Annotated in this window: 15 protein-coding genes and 1 pseudogene; 13 read left to right on the top strand and 3 right to left on the bottom strand. The window is 36.4% G+C overall.

The features are described from left to right. Positions 1-174: 174 nt before the first annotated feature. The 3 genes and pseudogenes from G6O73_RS12805 to G6O73_RS07660 form a co-directional block, all read left to right on the top strand. On the top strand, positions 175-327 hold the full coding sequence (locus G6O73_RS12805; protein WP_235805090.1) for a hypothetical protein: 153 nt from the start codon (positions 175-177) through the stop codon (positions 325-327). A 54-nt stretch (positions 328-381) separates the two neighbouring features. Beyond that, complete coding sequence (locus G6O73_RS12800) at positions 382-591, top strand: hypothetical protein (protein ID WP_245002949.1); 210 nt, start codon at positions 382-384, stop codon at positions 589-591. A gap of 44 nt (positions 592-635) precedes the next feature. Further along, positions 636-851: pseudogene (locus G6O73_RS07660) on the top strand (group II intron reverse transcriptase/maturase); the annotation flags it as partial. Positions 852-1063: 212 nt separating this feature from the next. Here the strand turns inward: G6O73_RS07660 and G6O73_RS07655 are convergent. Continuing rightward, positions 1064-3016: an ABC-F family ATP-binding cassette domain-containing protein gene (locus G6O73_RS07655; protein WP_057886441.1), complete on the bottom strand. Its 1953-nt coding sequence runs from the start codon at positions 3014-3016 to the stop codon at positions 1064-1066. A gap of 235 nt (positions 3017-3251) precedes the next feature. On the opposite strand from G6O73_RS07655, the gene G6O73_RS07650 reads away from it, so the two are divergent. Then, on the top strand, positions 3252-3902 hold the full coding sequence (locus tag G6O73_RS07650) for a redox-sensing transcriptional repressor Rex (protein ID WP_057886440.1): 651 nt from the start codon (positions 3252-3254) through the stop codon (positions 3900-3902). Between the two features lie 36 nt (positions 3903-3938). Here the strand turns inward: G6O73_RS07650 and G6O73_RS07645 are convergent, their stop codons facing one another. After that, positions 3939-4574 carry a CPBP family intramembrane glutamic endopeptidase gene (locus G6O73_RS07645; protein ID WP_057886439.1) on the bottom strand — a complete coding sequence of 212 codons (636 nt, stop codon included), beginning with the start codon at positions 4572-4574 and terminating at the stop codon, positions 3939-3941. A 173-nt stretch (positions 4575-4747) separates the two neighbouring features. Here G6O73_RS07645 and groES point away from each other — a divergent pair, with 173 nt between their 5' ends. The 4 genes from groES (at position 4748) to G6O73_RS07625 (ending at position 10377) form a co-directional block, all read left to right on the top strand. Next, positions 4748-5032, top strand: coding sequence for a co-chaperone GroES (groES, locus tag G6O73_RS07640; RefSeq protein ID WP_057886438.1), 285 nt, complete (start codon positions 4748-4750; stop codon positions 5030-5032). A 64-nt stretch (positions 5033-5096) separates the two neighbouring features. Next, complete coding sequence (gene groL, locus G6O73_RS07635) at positions 5097-6722, top strand: chaperonin GroEL (protein ID WP_057886437.1); 1626 nt, start codon at positions 5097-5099, stop codon at positions 6720-6722. Positions 6723-7315: 593 nt separating this feature from the next. Next, positions 7316-9148 carry an APC family permease gene (locus tag G6O73_RS07630; protein WP_057886436.1) on the top strand — a complete coding sequence of 611 codons (1833 nt, stop codon included), beginning with the start codon at positions 7316-7318 and terminating at the stop codon, positions 9146-9148. 140 nt (positions 9149-9288) lie between these two features. After that, on the top strand, positions 9289-10377 hold the full coding sequence (locus G6O73_RS07625; RefSeq protein ID WP_057886435.1) for a glycosyltransferase family 4 protein: 1089 nt from the start codon (positions 9289-9291) through the stop codon (positions 10375-10377). 27 nt (positions 10378-10404) lie between these two features. Here the strand turns inward: G6O73_RS07625 and G6O73_RS07620 are convergent, their stop codons facing one another. Then, positions 10405-11076 (bottom strand): YigZ family protein, encoded by a 672-nt coding sequence (locus G6O73_RS07620; RefSeq protein WP_057886434.1) that lies wholly within the window; start codon positions 11074-11076, stop codon positions 10405-10407. 44 nt (positions 11077-11120) lie between these two features. Between G6O73_RS07620 and G6O73_RS07615 the strand changes: the two genes are divergently transcribed. The 5 genes from G6O73_RS07615 to prfB all read left to right on the top strand — a co-directional run bounded on the left by G6O73_RS07615 (position 11121) and on the right by prfB (position 17549). Beyond that, positions 11121-12455, top strand: a complete 1335-nt coding sequence (locus G6O73_RS07615; RefSeq protein WP_057886433.1) for an ATP-dependent helicase ComFA — start codon at positions 11121-11123, stop codon at positions 12453-12455. Beyond that, positions 12436-13134, top strand: a complete 699-nt coding sequence (locus G6O73_RS07610; protein WP_057886432.1) for a ComF family protein — start codon at positions 12436-12438, stop codon at positions 13132-13134. Before G6O73_RS07615 ends, G6O73_RS07610 begins: the two co-directional genes overlap by 20 nt. Before the next feature lie 109 nt (positions 13135-13243). Next, positions 13244-13804 (top strand): ribosome hibernation-promoting factor, HPF/YfiA family, encoded by a 561-nt coding sequence (hpf, locus tag G6O73_RS07605; RefSeq protein WP_057886431.1) that lies wholly within the window; start codon positions 13244-13246, stop codon positions 13802-13804. Positions 13805-13976: 172 nt separating this feature from the next. Continuing rightward, positions 13977-16340 carry a preprotein translocase subunit SecA gene (secA, locus tag G6O73_RS07600; RefSeq protein ID WP_057886430.1) on the top strand — a complete coding sequence of 788 codons (2364 nt, stop codon included), beginning with the start codon at positions 13977-13979 and terminating at the stop codon, positions 16338-16340. Between the two features lie 89 nt (positions 16341-16429). After that, positions 16430-17549 (top strand): peptide chain release factor 2 gene (prfB, locus tag G6O73_RS07595; protein WP_187327512.1). Its coding sequence is split into 2 segments (ribosomal slippage): positions 16430-16501 and positions 16503-17549, totalling 1119 coding nucleotides; the frame shifts between segments, so codons are not numbered across the junction. The last annotated feature ends 93 nt before the right edge of the window (positions 17550-17642 follow it).

The raw sequence follows: 17642 nt of genomic DNA, 5'->3' as shown, positions 1-17642 counted from the left end.
CCTTTAACGTATAAAATAAAAAAACTGATACTGGCTTTTATGTTCCACCAATATCAGAAAGTATAGACCCACTTAAATTAAGGTTGAGGTCGTCAATACTAGTGGAATATCAATTACGAGTTTCAAATTGGCCCAACAACACGTAGTGAACAGTTAGATTTAGGATATGGATCCTTGAGATCAAATATAGAAAATGAACGAATCTACGAAGTTGCTGCCTCAAAATATATGGAAGGTGATAAAGTACACGTTTTGGCTATTGACGTAAGTCGTGGAAAAAGTAGTTGTGCTCTTTTACACGATCATACGGTTGTTAAGAAATTTTAGATTGAGTCTGGATTGGCGAAGCTCAGGCCGATAATTACGAGCGATGTGCCAGCCATGGCAGTATTTGAAACAACTGGTATTTATTCTAGAGTTCTGACTCGCTTTTTCATTGATGAAGGAATGAATTACCTTGAAATAAATCTTTTGGAGTCATCAATTCGCATGGCAGGGTTGAGAAGACAGAAAACGGACCGTTCAGATACTGTTAAATTAGCGCTCTTGGAAATTGATCAGAAGTCAGCTGAAGTAATAGTAGTGGGTTGACCGTAATAATCTCAATCAGGCTAATGCATAAGGATCTCGATGGTGTGTTCCAAGTTCTAACCCTCATTTTCGAGCAAGTATTTTCAGATAGTAGCTTCAGTTTTCGACCACATCGAAGTGCTCATGATGCCATTCGGCAAGTGATTTACCTTGATTTAAAGGCTTACTTCGATACAGTCAATCATGATCTAAGGATGAAATTTATTAGTCAGTATGTTCAGGATCCATGGTTATTGAAGCTAGTTAGTGGGGTCATAAATGTTCTTGGTATACAGCCCACACAAGTGTATTGAAATACAACTACGAATGAAAAGCTGGAGAGCCTTGGACTGACAAATATGTCCAAAACTCTCCAGCAAATTCAGAGTGCTTAGGTTATTGAACCGCCATATACGGCGATGGTATGAGAGGTCGGATGACTCGCCTTCTGCTAATTGACTGGTTAATAGTTTTTTTCAGCATCTTTTCTTTATTATTCAAACTTTTCGAGTTTAGCAGCCGTGGTTTCCCACTCTGTTTCAGTTTGTTGTTGTTGTTGTTGATTCTCAGTTAATTGTTCTTGCAGTTGTTTGATTTTGGTTGGATCAGTATAGTTTTCAGGTGCTGACATTGCCTGTTGAATCGAGTTAGCGATAACATCTAAGTCTTCTAGTTGCTTTTCAAGCTTCGCAACGTCACGTTCTAATTTTCTCTTTTCTCGCTGCAGTTTTTTGTTTTGCTGATAATTAGTTGCAGATGTTGAAGTTTGAGAGCTTTTCTTCGCTAGGTTTTGAGACTCATCTGCTTTTATTTCTTCAGCTAGTAAATGCTGCTCGGCTTTTTTGGTTAGGTAATAATCATAATCGCCTAAGAATAGTTGACTTCCTTGTTCACTAAGTTCAATAACCTGAGAGGCAACTTTGTTGATAAAGTATCGATCATGAGAAACAAATAGAACTGTACCATCAAATTTAAGTAATGCTTGTTCAAGGACTTCTTTGCTTTCAATGTCTAAGTGGTTTGTTGGCTCGTCAAACAAAATAAAATTATGGTGGTTCAGAGCAAGCTTAGTTAACAACAAACGAGCTTTTTCACCGCCAGACAGCTGGCTAACAATCTTAGCAACATCGGAACCGCGAAATAAAAAGCTTCCCAAAATCGAGCGAATGTCTTTTTCTGGCATGGTCGGATGATCATCCCAGACCTCATTTAAAACACTTTTGTTAGGAGTTAGGTTATGTAATTCTTGATCATAATAACCAACATCAACTTGTGCTCCAAATTGACTGCTCCCAGAAATAAATGGAATTTTCCCTAGAATACTTTTTAGAAAAGTCGATTTTCCGATCCCATTAGGACCGACAATTGCCATAATTTGGTTTCGTCGAAGCTCAATATTAATCGGGCCAGCAATTGCGTGATTTTGGTAACCAATATAAGCCTCATTGACATTCAAGACGATATTGCCACTTGGGTGTTCAGCAGTAAAAGCAAAGTGTGGCCCTTGTTGTTGACCTTGAGGCTTATCTAGACGCTCAATTTTTTCTAATTGTTTACGACGACTTTGGGCGCGTTTAGTGGTTGAAGCTCGGACGATATTTTTTTTGACGAAATCTTCTAATTTGTCAATTTTCTCTTGTTGCTTTTCATAGGCTTTTTGCTGCAGCTGTAAGCGCAATTGCTTTTTTTTGATATAAGCCGAATAGTTTCCGCTATAATGGATAGCAGCCGTTGGAGTTAATTCATAGACATCTTGCGCAATTTTATCAAGAAAATAGCGATCATGAGAAACTAGCAATAAAGCGCCAGTATATCCTTGAAGATAATTTTCCAACCAATTGAGTGTCTCAATATCCAGATGGTTGGTTGGTTCATCGAGAATTAGCAAGTCTCTTTTTTCCAATAAAAGCTTTGCTAAAGCCAATCGAGTTTTTTGCCCGCCAGAAAGGCTATTAATTTTTTGCTGATAATCTTTTTCATCAAATTTAAATCCATGTAAGACTGAACGAATTTCTGCTTGATAGCCATAGCCGTTATTTTCCTTAAAATCGTGTTGCATTTGATCGTATTGTGCCAACAAACGTTGATATTCTTTTGAATTAACTTTCTGTGAATCACTAGCGATTTTGTTTTCAAGTTGGTGAATCTTTTCTTCCATTTTTCGTAAGGGCTCAAAAACAGTTAACATTTCTTCATAAATTGTGTTAGCTGAGACTAAACCGGTATCTTGAGCAAGATAACCAATTGTCAAATTTTTTGCGCGCGTTATTTGGCCTTGATCCGCTGGTTGTTGGTCCATTATTATTTTTAATAAAGTTGATTTGCCAACACCATTTCGGCCAACCAAGGCAATTCGTGAATTTTCTTGGATGTCTAAATCAATATTTTTAAAAAGGACATCTGCTCCAAACAGTCGAGCAACGTGTTGGACTTGTAGTAAAATCAATTAAATCACTTCCTCAGAGTAATTTGTGAAGCTGGTTTCTAAAAGCTTGTGAATTATTAAAAAAAGCTAGTCTTCTGATTGCATACGAAACAAAATTAGTGTAGCATAGTTAAGGAAAAAATAAACAATACTTTGTTTTGTAAATTGTGAAAAATGGTGGTTGAGCTTTTTTATTTAACAAGACAGTTGTTAAATTTATCAAAAAAATCATTAATCTCTTGAAAGGAGAAAAATTATGGCAAGTAATAAAATTCCACATGCAACGGCTAAACGATTGCCGATTTATTATCGTTACCTGCATTTTTTGTCAGATGCGGGTAAACAGCGTGTATCTTCAACCGAATTAGCTGATGCAGTTAAGGTTGATTCTGCAACAATTCGGCGCGACTTTTCGTATTTTGGTGCTCTTGGAAAGCGGGGCTATGGGTACGATGTTGAAAGTCTGTTGGCCTTTTTTCGGAAAACTTTAAAGCAAGATAAGTTAACCAATGTAGCTCTAATTGGCGTTGGCAATTTGGGTCATGCATTGTTAAATTATAATTTTCACCAGAGCAACAATGTGCGTATCAGTGCAGCTTTCGACATCAATGAAGATATCACTGGTACAATTCAAAGCGGCGTTCCAGTTTATCATATGGATGATATGAAAGAACAGCTTACGGTTCAGCAAATTGAAATTGTTATTTTGACAGTACCAGCACCAGTTGCTCAAGAAGCTACTAATGAGTTGGTAGAAGTTGGTGTTAAGGGAATTTTGAATTTTACGCCATTAAGAATTACAGTTCCAAGTACTGTTCGTGTTCAAAATGTTGATCTAACCAATGAATTGCAGACCTTAATTTATTTCTTAGATAAATTTGGCTCACATAAGGAAAATGATGCCTAATTAGTCAAAGCAGCCGCAAGTGAGCGGACTGCTTTTTTATTTGAAACTAAGCATGACAATTATTAAGTTCATCACCATGTGAGCAATCATCGAAGTTTGTACTCGACCACTTTTGGCATAAATCCAGCATAACATTCCACCAATAGCTGCATAAGTAAGAAAATGACCATCAGCATGGACAATACTAAAAAGCAGGCATGAGATAATACCAGCTATAAAAGGACTGGTGAGGGTCACTAAATTACCAAAAAGCACTTTACGAAATACTAATTCTTCCATAATTGGAGCAGCAATGAGCACATATAATAAATAAATCGGGTAATGTTTGATAATAGCTAGCATAGCAGCTGTGTTTTGTGAAGCATCAGTTTGGTGCAGAATTAAGTTTTCTAACCAAAAACAAAGTTGTTGAGTGGCTAAAAGAAGAACGGCTCCACCAAAACCTAAGATTAAGTTTTGCTGCTGCGAAACTGATTTTTTTTCTAACCAATTTTGATAAGTTGCAAATTGCCGATTGATAAAATACATTGCAATGCTTCCCGTTACACCGATAATAGTTAATAAATAGTAAAGGCTGGAACTAGTTCTAAAGTAATGATCGATAATTGTTGAGCAGATTGAAACGATTAGGTAGCTAATTAATAGCCACATGGAATTTTTTTTCAACGCCATTAAACGGCCCTCCTTAGCTGAATTACTTTGGTCATTATACCATAATTTAGCAGTTGCAATGTTCGAGTGATAAATCACTTGCAATTAAAGCACAAATTGATTATAGTAATAACTGTGGTTAGCACTTAGAGATACTGAGTGCTAAAACATAACTAATATTGGAGGGATACAGAGTGCTTAAACCTTTAGGAGATCGCGTTATTTTAGAAGTTCAAAAAGATGAGGAAAAGACAGTCGGTGGAATTGTCCTAGCAAGTAATGCTCAGGAAAAACCACAAACTGGCAAAATTGTTGCAGTAGGCGATGGTCGTGTACTGGATAACGGAGAAAAGGTAGCTTTGTCGGTTAAGCCAAATGATTTGGTTATCTTTGACAAATATGCAGGCACTGAAGTTAAATATGAAAGTAAGCAATATTTGGTTGTGCACGAAAAGGATATTGTTGCTATCGTTGAATAGTTTAATTTTAATATGATTCAAAAAATTGTTTTTATTTAAATTTTGATGATGAGGTGAATTTTTAATGGCAAAAGAAGTTAAATTTTCTGAAGATGCACGGACAAAATTACTTGCTGGGGTTGATAAACTAGCTAATACCGTTAAATCAACTTTAGGACCAAAAGGAAGAAATGTTGTTTTAGAGCAATCATATGGTTCTCCAACAATTACTAACGATGGTGTCACAATTGCTAAAGCAGTTGAATTAGCAGATCATTTTGAAAATATGGGCGCAAAATTAGTTTCTGAAGTAGCATCAAAGACTAATGACGTTGCAGGTGATGGAACTACAACCGCTACAGTTTTGGCACAGGCAATTGTGACAGAAGGAATGAAAAATGTTACAGCTGGTGCTAATCCAGTTGGCATTCGTCGGGGAATTGAATTGGCTACTAAAAAAGCGGTTGATGCATTACGCGAAATGTCACATAAAGTTGAATCAAAAAGTGATATTGCACAAATTGCATCAATTTCTTCTGCGAATGAGGAAGTTGGCAAGTTAATTGCTGATGCAATGGAAAAAGTTGGTAATGATGGAGTTATTACAATTGAAGAATCAAAAGGTATTGATACTTCATTAGATGTTGTTGAAGGAATGCAGTTTGATCGTGGCTATTTATCACAGTACATGGTAACTGATAATGATAAAATGGAAGCTGATCTTGACAATCCTTATGTTTTGATTACTGACAAAAAGATTTCTAACATCCAAGAAGTTCTGAATTTATTACAATCAATTGTTGAACAAGGTCGTCCACTGTTAATTATTGCGGACGATGTTGATGGTGAAGCTTTGCCAACACTTGTTTTAAACAAAATTCGTGGGACTTTCAATGTTGTAGCTGTTAAAGCTCCTGGATTTGGCGATCGTCGTAAAGAAATGTTGCAAGATATTGCTACATTGACAGGTGCTACTGTGATTACAGATGATTTAGGTCTTCAATTAAAAGATACTAAAATTGACCAACTTGGTTCAGCTGGTAAAATTACAATTACTAAAGAAAAGACCACAATTGTTGAAGGTGCTGGAGATAAAGCTCAGATTGCAGAACGTGTTCAGACAATTAAAAAACAGATTGCTGAAACTACATCTGACTTTGATCGCGAAAAATTACAAGAACGCTTAGCTAAATTAGCTGGTGGTGTTGCAGTTGTTAAAGTTGGTGCTGCAACTGAAACAGAACTGAAAGAACGTAAATATCGCATTGAAGATGCTTTGAACGCTACTCGTGCTGCTGTTCAAGAAGGCTTTGTAGCCGGTGGTGGTACAGCTTTGATCAATGTTATTAAAGATGTTGCTAGTTTGAAAGAAAGTGGTGACGTTCAAACTGGAATTAATATCGTTAAACGTGCATTAGAAGAACCAGTTCGTCAGATTGCCGAAAATGCTGGGCTTGAAGGTTCAGTTATTGTTGAAAAATTGAAGTCTGAAAAACCAGGTGTTGGTTATAATGCTGCTGAAGATAAGTGGGAAGATATGGTAGATGCTGGAATCGTTGACCCGACTAAGGTAACTCGTTCAGCTTTGCAAAATGCTGCTAGTGTTTCTGCCTTATTGTTAACTACCGAAGCTGTTGTTGCTGAAAAGCCAGAACCAAAAGCTGCTCCAGCTGCTCCGGCTCCAGGACCAAACATGGGCGGTATGATGTAAACCAACTGGTTTAGAAAACAATTATTTTTAAGGAAAGTTAGGATATAAGTTTTCTGATTTTAATTAGGTAATTGGATACCAAAACTTCTTAATACTCCGTTTCGACAATCCTTATCAAAAACCATAATTTGTTTGTTGCTGATGAATTAAGAAGTAAAGTAATTATATGTTATAGCCTTGTTGTAAATATTTAGTCTGTCAGGCAACATATGGACTCTAGGGGCTTAGTAATTATGCAGTCACTGTATCTAAGCAAATTGTTTTAGGTGCAATTTTCACAATTTCCGAATCTTTGGGAATGAATGTCTGTTAATTAGACATTAATATATGATAGAGCTGTAGTAAAACTTTTAAGTTTTACTACAGCTCTTATCTTTTTTGACTTGCTTAATCGGTTTTTTTATGTCATGATATTGAAATCATTGTCAGATTTAAAAAGAGTTATAATGTTGAGTAAAGTAAAATACGAAACAGCGAAAGCTGCAGGCTTTCTAAAAATATGATAGATTGATAAAGACGTAAAAACAACTATTTACAAGTTATTGGTTTGTAAATTTGTAGTCTTGATTAATTGCGTCAAAGGAGAAATAGAAATGTGGCGTTATTTAAAACGGTTACTAATTGGAAGACCTCTTAAAACAACTGATGCGGGTGGCCAATCGCTGACAAAATTTAAAGCATTGGCTTTATTATCTTCGGATGCGCTGTCTTCAGTAGCATATGGGACTGAACAGATTACAACGGTTTTATTTGTTCTATCTGCAGCAGCAACTTGGTATGCTTTGCCAGCTGTGGGCATTGTGTTGATTTTATTGTTTGCAATTACAATGTCGTACCGGCAAATTATTAATGCTTATCCTTCTGGTGGGGGCGCCTATGTTGTTGCAACTAAGAACTGGGGTACTTCAATTGGTTTAATTGCCGGAGGATCTTTACTAGTTGATTACATGCTGACTGTAGCTGTTTCAGTGACATCTGGAACAGAGGCAATTACTTCGGCAATTCCATTGTTGCGTCCATACAGTATCGGAATTGCCATTTTTATCGTTTTGTTTATTATGACTTTGAATTTACGGGGCATGAAAGATTCTGCTTCGTTTCTAACCTTGCCAGTTTACACTTTTGTTATCGTTTTACTGGGAATGTTAGGCTGGGGACTATTCAACATTGCTACGGGTAAATTAACTTATCATGCAGCAGCACCGGTTGGTAGTGCTGTCCCGGGGATGACGTTGATTTTATTTTTAAGGGCTTTTTCTGCAGGTTCATCTTCCTTAACAGGTGTTGAGGCCATTAGTAATGCGGTACCAAATTTTAGAAAACCACGTCGAAAGAATGCAGCAAATACCTTGGCGATTATGGCAGCTTTATTAGGAATGTTTTTAATTGGAGTTACTTTTCTGAGTTATTATTTGGGTGTAATGCCGAATCCGGATGAAACGGTTTTGTCTCAAATTGGTTCAGCAGTTTTTGGTAAGGGGATTTTCTACTACTTATTGCAATTTTCAACGGCGTTAATTTTAGCGGTTGCAGCGAATACCGGTTTTTCTGCTTTTCCAATTTTAGCGTATAATCTTGCCAAGGATAAATTTATGCCGCATATGTATATGGATAAAGGAGACCGTTTAGCTTACTCTAATGGGGTTATTTCGTTAGCTGTCGGTGCAATTGTATTGATCCTTATTTTCCATGGGCAAACAAGTTTATTGATACCATTGTATGCAGTTGGGGTTTTTGTTCCATTTACTTTGTCACAATCTGGGATGATTATTCATTGGTTACGTGAACGCGGGCACAATTGGGTGCTCAATTCATTAGTTAATCTTTTGGGAGCAGCTATTTCGTTAGCTTTAGTTGTCTTCTTATTTTGGTTGCATTTTTCCAATGTTTGGCCGTACTTAATTATTATGTTGGTTTTATTAGCTGGATTTTACAAAATTCATGCTCATTATACAATGGTAGCGTCCCAGTTACGATTAAATAATGAACAGGCACAATTACATGATTACTCCGGTGCTACAGTTATTGTTTTAGTTAGTTCAGTAACTCATGTTACAACTGGTGCAATCAATTATGCACGTTCAATTGGTGATTATGTAATAGCTATGCATGTTTCATTTGATACTAATCCCAAAAAAGAACACGAAACAGCTAAGGAATTCAAGGATTCATTTCCTGACGTACGTTTTGTTGACTTACATTCTTCATATCGTTCAGTTGCCGGTCCAGTATTGCGCTTTTGTGATGTAATTGCTAAAGATTCAGCCAAAAAAAATTATTCGACAACTGTCTTAGTTCCACAATTTGTTCCACGCAAACCTTGGCAGAATATTTTGCATAATCAGACTAGTCTGCGATTACGTGCGGTTTTAAATTCACGTGAAAATATTATTGTTTCAACTTACAGTTATCACTTGAAAAAGTAATTCAGCTTTTTTGTTTGCGGTATCTGAAGGCTGGATGCTAAAACTATGTTATAATGAAGCGTAATGAGCTTAGGAGCGGGTTTTTAGTAAAAGCCGGCAGAGTTCTTCTTTGAATGATTATTAAAGAAAGAGGACGGCGTATGTCTATTATTATTGCGTCTTTACTTGCGGCTGGGGTGTTAGCGTTTATCTTAACCCCGCTCGTGCGCAGTTTAGCATTTAAGCTAGGTGCAGTGGACAAGCCTAATGCTCGGCGGGTCAACAAAGTAACAATGCCGACAATGGGGGGATTAGCGATTTTTATCGCTTTCAATCTCGTAAATTTTTTTATTCTGCGCCAGCAATATCCACCACAACAACTGTGGACATTATTTGCGGCTGAATTGACAATCATTGCTACGGGGATTATTGATGATATCTATGAATTAACTCCAAAACAAAAATTATTTGGAATTACTGTTGCGGCACTAATCGTTTATTTCTTCAGTGGAATTAGGATGACTACCTTAACGTTACCTTTTCTGGGGACAATCGATTTAGGATGGTTTAGTTTGCCAGTAACGCTGATTTGGATTTTAGCGATTACTAATGCAGTTAATTTGATTGATGGACTTGATGGTTTGGCAGTCGGAGTAGCAATAATTGCTTTGATCACGAGCGGCATCACCGGTTACTTGTTTTTAAATGTTACAGGCACCTATGTATCGATTATGATGTTTACTTTAGTTGGATCGTTAGTTGGATTTTTACCTTATAATTTTCATCCAGCAAAAATTTATTTGGGCGATACAGGAGCTTTATTTATTGGCTTTATGATTTCAATTTTTTCACTTTATGGCTTAAAAAATGCGACCTTTATTACGATTGTAATCCCAGTAATAATTTTGGGTGTACCAATCACAGATACGGTTTATGCCATTTTGCGACGAGTTTTAAATAAAAAGCCAATTTCACAGGCCGATAAACATCACTTACATCATCGGTTAATGGAAATTGGTTTGAGCCATACTCAAACGGTATTGGTAATTTATGGCATTGCTTTAATTTTTTCCTGTATTGCTTTACTTTACCCGTTTTCAAATTTATTAGGATCAATTTTGTTAACCATTGCGACTTTATTTGGTTTAGAACTTTTTGTTGAGTCAATTGGTTTGGTGGGATCACAGCGTCGACCTTTAATTAACTGGATTGGAAGACTATTTAAAACTAAAAACAAAAAAAATAAGTGATTAAATTTGTTTGGATAATGACGGCGATTATGAAAAGTAATTGTCGTCATTTTTTTGTTTAGCTGGAAGATAGGGAACTTCAATATATTTTAGAGTAGTTGCTTTAACTAAGAGCTGACCGTTTAATAAATTTTTTATTTCGGTAATGGTTTGCTGGAGTTTAACACTCGGAACTGAAAAACTTAATGTGATTTTTTCCAAATAAGTCAGATTAAAGAGCTCGATTTTTCTCTGATCAAAATAATTTTTTAATAAATCAAATTGATGATAAGCTATTTCAACGGTGACCACAGTTGCTTTAATTCGGTAGACAATACCAGCTTGTTCAATGGCAGCACTAGTTGCATTACTATAGGCTCTAATTAAACCACCAGTACCTAATTTAATTCCACCAAAATAACGAATCACAACTGCCGTAACATTATGCAGTTGATTTTTTTTTAAAACATTGAGAATTGGAACACCAGCTGTCCCAGAAGGTTCTCCATTGTCACTGGCACGTTGGATTTGATCTGTTGGCCCGATAATTGCGGCAAAACAATAGTGCTTTGCTTTAGGATGTACCGCTTTTAATTCTTCAATGAAAGCTTGAGTATCAGCTTCAGTACTTGTTTTTTTGACGTAACTAATAAAATTAGATTTTTTGATGAATAAGTTTGCTTGAGCACTTGTAGCGATCGTTAAAAATTTTTTTTTCAAAAAAACACCGCCTTTGCGTATTTTATAAGTGAAGGAGTGATTAAATGCAGCCAGAAAACTTTTATGGCCGAATAGTAAAAGGTGCACTCGATGATATTTCTGACATACCAAGCGAGGCAGTTAAATACCCAGCGCTTAAATTGTATAAACGACAAATTTTTTGCTGTCGTTGCCATCAGACGACAAATAAAGTTGTAGCACATTTGCCTAATGGTGATTTATACTGCCCTCAATGTATTCAGTTTGGTCGTGTAACATCTCGCGATTTATTATACACCATAGCCGAACCGAATTTATTTCCAGTTCAAAATAACGCTTTGACTTGGATTGGTAAGCTATCATTTTTGCAACAAAAATGTGCAATGAAATTAAAACTTTATGCACAACAAAAAAAGGATTTTTTGCTTTGGGCAGTTACTGGGGCTGGAAAAACTGAGATCATGTTTCCAGCGATTGCTGCTGCAATTGAAAGACGTGAAAGAGTTTGTTGGGCAGCTCCCCGAATTGATGTTTGTAACGAAATTTATCCTCGGCTACAGAGAGCTTTTCAAAGAACTTCAATTATTTTACTTCATGGAGCTAAAAAGACAGATTATTTTTATAGTCAATTAGTAGTTTGTACAACGCATCAACTCCTTAAGTTCCGGGCTGCTTTTGATCTATTGATTATTGACGAAGCTGATGCTTTTCCCTTTAAAGATAATCCATTGCTGCAATTGGCAACAAAAAATTGTCGAAAAGAAAATAGTAGTTTGTTGCTGTTGACGGCGACACCGACTGCTGAGATGCTGCAACAAGTTAAGCAAAGGAAATTAATATTAGGTTATTTGCCGCTCCGTTTTCATGGACACTTGTTACCAGTGCCGCAAATTATGCTTTTGCCTAATTGGAAAAAGCAACTGCAGCAAAAGAGGATAGCTAGCAAAGTAATTAAATCAATAGAAAAATGGTTAATTTTAGATTTGCCAATCTTGGTTTTTGCACCTGAAATTTCTTTGCTAGATCAATTAAAAACTAGTTTACAACAATTAACAGCAGTCAAAAATTTAGCTACAGTTTTTGCCGCTGATCCACAGCGAATTGAAAAAGTACAAAAAATGCGAACTGATTTTTTTCAATTGTTGGTCACAACAACAATTTTAGAACGAGGGGTAACTTTTCCAAAAGTAAATGTCTTGGTAATTGGAGCAGATGAGCAAGTGTTTACTCAAGAAGCTTTAGTTCAAATAGCTGGTCGAGCTGGTCGAAGTCAGCAACATCCAACAGGTGAAGTTATTTTTGTCTGTTCAATGATGAATCGTAGTTTGAAAAGAGCAATCAAACAAATTAAATTTTTAAACCGAGAAGGAGCAAAATTGCATGGCAATAAACTGTCCTAAGTGTCAACGTAAACTGGCAAATAAATCAATACTTCAGTGGTTCTTTAGCTGGCAGTCACCAATACCAACTGTCAAACTTTGTGAGAGATGTTTGGCTGAATTTATTAGCCTGGCCGGACAGATTATTTGCCAAGGATGCGGCCGGCTACAAAAAAATGAAAGCTTATGTCTTGATTGCCAAAAATGGCAACAACAAATTGATGGTAAATTGTTAAATAATCGCGCACTGTATAGTTATAATCAATCAATGAAAGATTACTTTTTCAATTACAAATTCCAAGGAAATTATCAATATCGTTCCTATTTTCAATCAGAATTAACAGCTACTGCTAAAGACTATTTTAAACAAGGGTGGTGGCTAGTGCCAATTCCCGTTTCAGATATAACCTGGCAACGTCGAGGATTTAATCAGGTTGAAGGCTTAATAAAGAGGCTCTTATATCAGCCAATCTTACGCGTTAAACCTTTATATGAAAAAGAAACACAATCAAGTAAAAATCGGCAAGAGCGTTTAAGCATGCCACAGCCATTTGAACTGAAAGCAACTGTCCAATTAAACGGAGAAAAGATTTTATTAATCGATGATGTTTATACAACCGGAAGAACTCTTTATCATGCTCGTGAAGTTTTGTTGACAGCTGGAGCAATAAAAGTTAAATCGCTTACTTTAGCCAGATGAATTTGGGGATATTGATTGTTAAATATCAGTTTTTCTTATATAATAAAGATGGCAAGATAAAAAGGTTAAGTCAATTTATCAATGCTAGTTGTGAAAGGAGAGGTTTGTTATGTTAAAATACAGTATTCGTGGTGAAAATATCGAAGTTACGGCTGCAATTCGAGATTATATTCAAAAGAAGTTAAATAAGTTGGAAAAATATTTTGAAGATACTTCGAATTCGACGGCACACGTTAATTTAAAAGTGTACTCAGATAAAACTTCCAAAGTAGAAGTAACGATTCCACTTCCATATTTGGTACTGCGTGCTGAAGAAACCTCACCCGATATGTATGCGAGTGCCGATTTGGTGACTGATAAACTTGAACGCCAAATTCGCAAATATAAGACAAAAATTAATCGCAAATCTCGCGAAAAGGGTTTTAAGGGTTTAAGTGCTGTTGAGTCAGCAGCTGATAAAACAGCAACTCCAAAAACAGATAATAAATTTGATATTGTAAGAACAAAACGTTTCTCGTTGAAACCGATGGATAGTGAAGAAGCCGTTTTACAGATGGATATGCTTGGACATAATTTCTTTATTTACGAAGATGCTGAAACTAATGGAATTAATATTGTTTATCGACGTAAAGATGGCCGGTATGGCTTGATTGAAGCTAGTGAGGATTAGTAGCTTTCCATTAACTTAAATTTGTTTTTTAACAAGCGGTTAAGATCGCTTGTTTTTTTATCGCTGAATTTGAAAAACTAGTAATCAATGATAAAATGACAATGGTGTACTCTCTATTGTATAATAGTTTTAAATTTAATTTGGAATTGTGATTTAAGAAAGGAAAACAGACATGGTAAATGTCCTTAGAAAATGGGTTGAAAGCGACAAAAGAGAAATTAAAAGGTTAGCAAAAATTGCTGACAAAGTTGAAACTCATGCTGAAAAAATGGCAGCTTTGAGTGATGAAGAATTAAAAGCACAAACACCAGCGTTAAAAAAACGTTACCAAGCCGGAGAAACACTAGATGATTTATTACCTGAAGCGTTTGCGGTTGTACGTGAAGGTGCCAAACGGGTTTTAGGCTTATATCCGTTTAGAGTCCAGATTTACGGTGGAGTAGTTTTGCATGAAGGTAATATTGCTGAAATGAAAACTGGTGAAGGAAAAACTTTAACAGCTACAATGCCGGTTTATTTAAATGCGCTGGCTGGTAAAGGAGTTCATGTAGTTACGGTTAATGAATATTTAGCTCAGCGTGATGCAACCGAGATGGGCGAATTATATACTTGGTTAGGTTTGACTGTTGGGTTAAACATTGCTAGTAAATCGTCCGATGAAAAACGAGAGGCCTATAACTGCGATATAACATATTCGACTAACAGTGAGTTAGGATTTGATTATTTACGTGATAACATGGTTGTTTATCGTGAAGATATGGTTCAACGACCATTGAATTTTGTGGTTGTTGATGAGGTTGATTCAATTTTGATTGATGAAGCAAGGACTCCTTTGATTATTTCGGGTCAAGCTGAACCGACAACTGCTTTGTATATTCGAACTGATCGTTTTGCTAAAACTTTGACCGAAAAGAAGGATTATAAAATTGACTTAGAGTCAAAATCGGTTGCTTTAACTGAGCAAGGAATCCGCAAAGCTGAAAAATATTTTGGCTTAGCTAATCTATACGATCCTGATAATACTGCTTTGACCCATCATTTGGACAATGCTTTGCGAGCAAACTTTATTATGTTGCGTGATAAAGATTATGTGGTCTCAGATGGAGAAGTAATGATTGTTGATCAGTTTACTGGTCGGATTATGGAAGGTCGTCGTTATTCTGATGGACTACACCAAGCTATTGAAGCTAAGGAACGAGTTGAGATTCAACAAGAAACCAAAACCATGGCGAATATCACCTATCAGAACTATTTTCGGATGTATAAGAAAATCGCTGGAATGACCGGAACAGCTAAAACAGAAGATGAAGAATTCCGCGAAATTTATAATATGGAAGTCACCACAATTCCAACGAATAAACCAGTGATTCGTGATGATCGGCCTGATTTATTGTATCCAACGCTTAAAAGTAAATTTAAGGCTGTTGTAGAAGATATTCAACAACGTCATGAAAAAGGTCAACCGATTCTGGTGGGAACAGTGGCAGTTGAAACTTCAGAATTATTAGCCAAGTTATTGGATCAAGCTGGTATTGCACATTCAGTTTTAAATGCTAAGAATCATGCAAAAGAAGCAGAAATTATTATGAATGCTGGCCAACGTGGTGCGGTTACAATTGCGACTAATATGGCGGGCCGAGGAACGGACATTAAATTAGGACCAGGAGTGCGCGAGGTTGGTGGTTTGGCAGTTATTGGTACTGAACGACATGAATCACGCCGAATTGACAATCAGTTACGTGGCCGTTCTGGTCGTCAGGGCGATCCAGGAGTTACACAGTTCTATCTTTCTTTAGAAGACGATCTAATGTTGCGTTTTGGTTCAGAGCGAGTTAAAGCTTTATTGGAACGATTCAAAGTAGCAGATGAAGATGCGGTCATTCAAAGTAAAATGATTAGCAGGCAAGTTGAATCAGCTCAGAAGCGAGTTGAAGGTAATAATTATGATACACGTAAGCAGGTTCTGCAATACGATGATGTTATGCGTGAACAACGTGAAGTAATTTACTCGCAAAGACAGCAAGTAATTATGGAAGATGAATCATTAAAATCGGTAATTATGCCGATGGTTAAACGAACCGTTGAACATATTGTTCAAATGCACACCCAAGGTGAGCAAAAAGATTGGAATTTACAAGCGATTATTGATTTTGCAATTGCTGCGATGGTTAATGAGGATAGTATAGCAGTGAATGATTTAACTGGTAAAAAATCTGAGGAAATCATTAATTATTTGATGGACCGTGCTGAATCAAATTATCGTTTGAAAGAAAAACAGCTTTACGATGCTGCTCAAATGCTGGAATTTGAAAAAGTTGTCATTTTACGAGTAGTTGACTCACGGTGGATGGATCATATCGATGAAATGGATCAATTGCGTCAATCGATTGGTTTACGGGGCTATGGTCAGTTAAATCCATTAGTTGAATATCAAACTGATGGTTTTAGAATGTTTGAACAAATGATTGGTGATATTGAATACGATGTAACACGTCTGTTTTTAAAGGCTGAAATTCGGCAAGATATTCATCGTTAATAAAGTAAAATGCCGCTTGATTTGTATATTGAATCGAACGGCATTTATTCTGTTGATTAGCTAATGATAAGTAAGTGAGGGATTTAAAAATGGAAATTAGTGAAGCAAAAAAAATGATTGAGAATATGAAACGAAAAGTCCAAGACTTTAGGGGGTCTCTTTGACTTAGAGGCCTTGAATGAAAAGATTTCTGAGAATGAAGCTCAAATGGCTGACCCAGATTTTTGGAATGATCAGAGTGCTGCTCAAAAAGTTATTGATGAAACTAATATATTAAAGACTAAATTTGATAATTTTAAAGTTTTGAGTGATGCGGTTGACGAATTAGAAATTCTGACTGAATTATTAAAAGAAGACCCAACAGATCAAGAAACGCAAACAGAATTAAATAACAAGTTGACAATTGTTCAGCAAAAATTGCAAGCATATCAACTAGAATTATTGTTGAATGGGAAATATGATTCACATAATGCTTTATTAGAAATTCATCCAGGTGCTGGTGGAACCGAATCGCAAGATTGGGGTTCAATGTTATTGAGAATGTATGACCGTTGGGGACAACAACACCACTTTAAAGTGGAGGTTTTGGATTATTTAGCGGGAGAAGAAGCTGGTCTTAAGAGCGTAACTCTACAATTTAGTGGGAAAAACGCTTATGGCTATCTACGTAGTGAAAAAGGCGTGCATCGTTTAGTTCGAATTTCACCGTTTGATGCAGCTGGACGACGCCATACCTCCTTTGCTTCGGTGAACGTGATGCCTGAGTTAGACGACAGTGTTGAAATTGAATTGCGACCTGAAGACATTAAAATGGAAGTTTTTCGTTCTAGTGGTGCGGGTGGGCAGCATATCAATAAAACGTCTTCTGCAGTTCGTTTGATTCATATTCCTACTGGAATTGTTGTTTCCAGTCAAGCACAGCGTTCCCAGTTTCAAAATCGGGCAACAGCCGAGAGTATGTTGCGAGCACGTCTTTATCAATTAAAATTAGAAGAACAAGCGAAAAAAAAGGCAGCAATCCAGGGGCAACAGCTCGAAATTGGATGGGGTTCACAAATTCGTTCTTATGTTTTTCATCCTTATTCAATGGTTAAGGATCATCGTACAGGATACGAAACTGGAAATATCCAGTCAGTGATGGATGGTGATTTGGATGGGTTCATCAACGCTTATTTACAATCGAAACTAAGTGCACAAAACCCAGACTGAAACTAAATGACATTAATTTGTAATTTAGTTGAAATAATTAAACAATATAGAATGTTATAATTATCTGGTGTGTGTAGTTGATTTAAGGAGGAA

The sequence above is a fragment of the Liquorilactobacillus nagelii DSM 13675 genome, assembly GCF_019444005.1.
GTDB classification, from domain to species: domain Bacteria; phylum Bacillota; class Bacilli; order Lactobacillales; family Lactobacillaceae; genus Liquorilactobacillus; species Liquorilactobacillus nagelii.
Note: the sequence above shows the minus strand (reverse complement) of the source record. Positions and strands in the feature narration are given on the sequence as shown.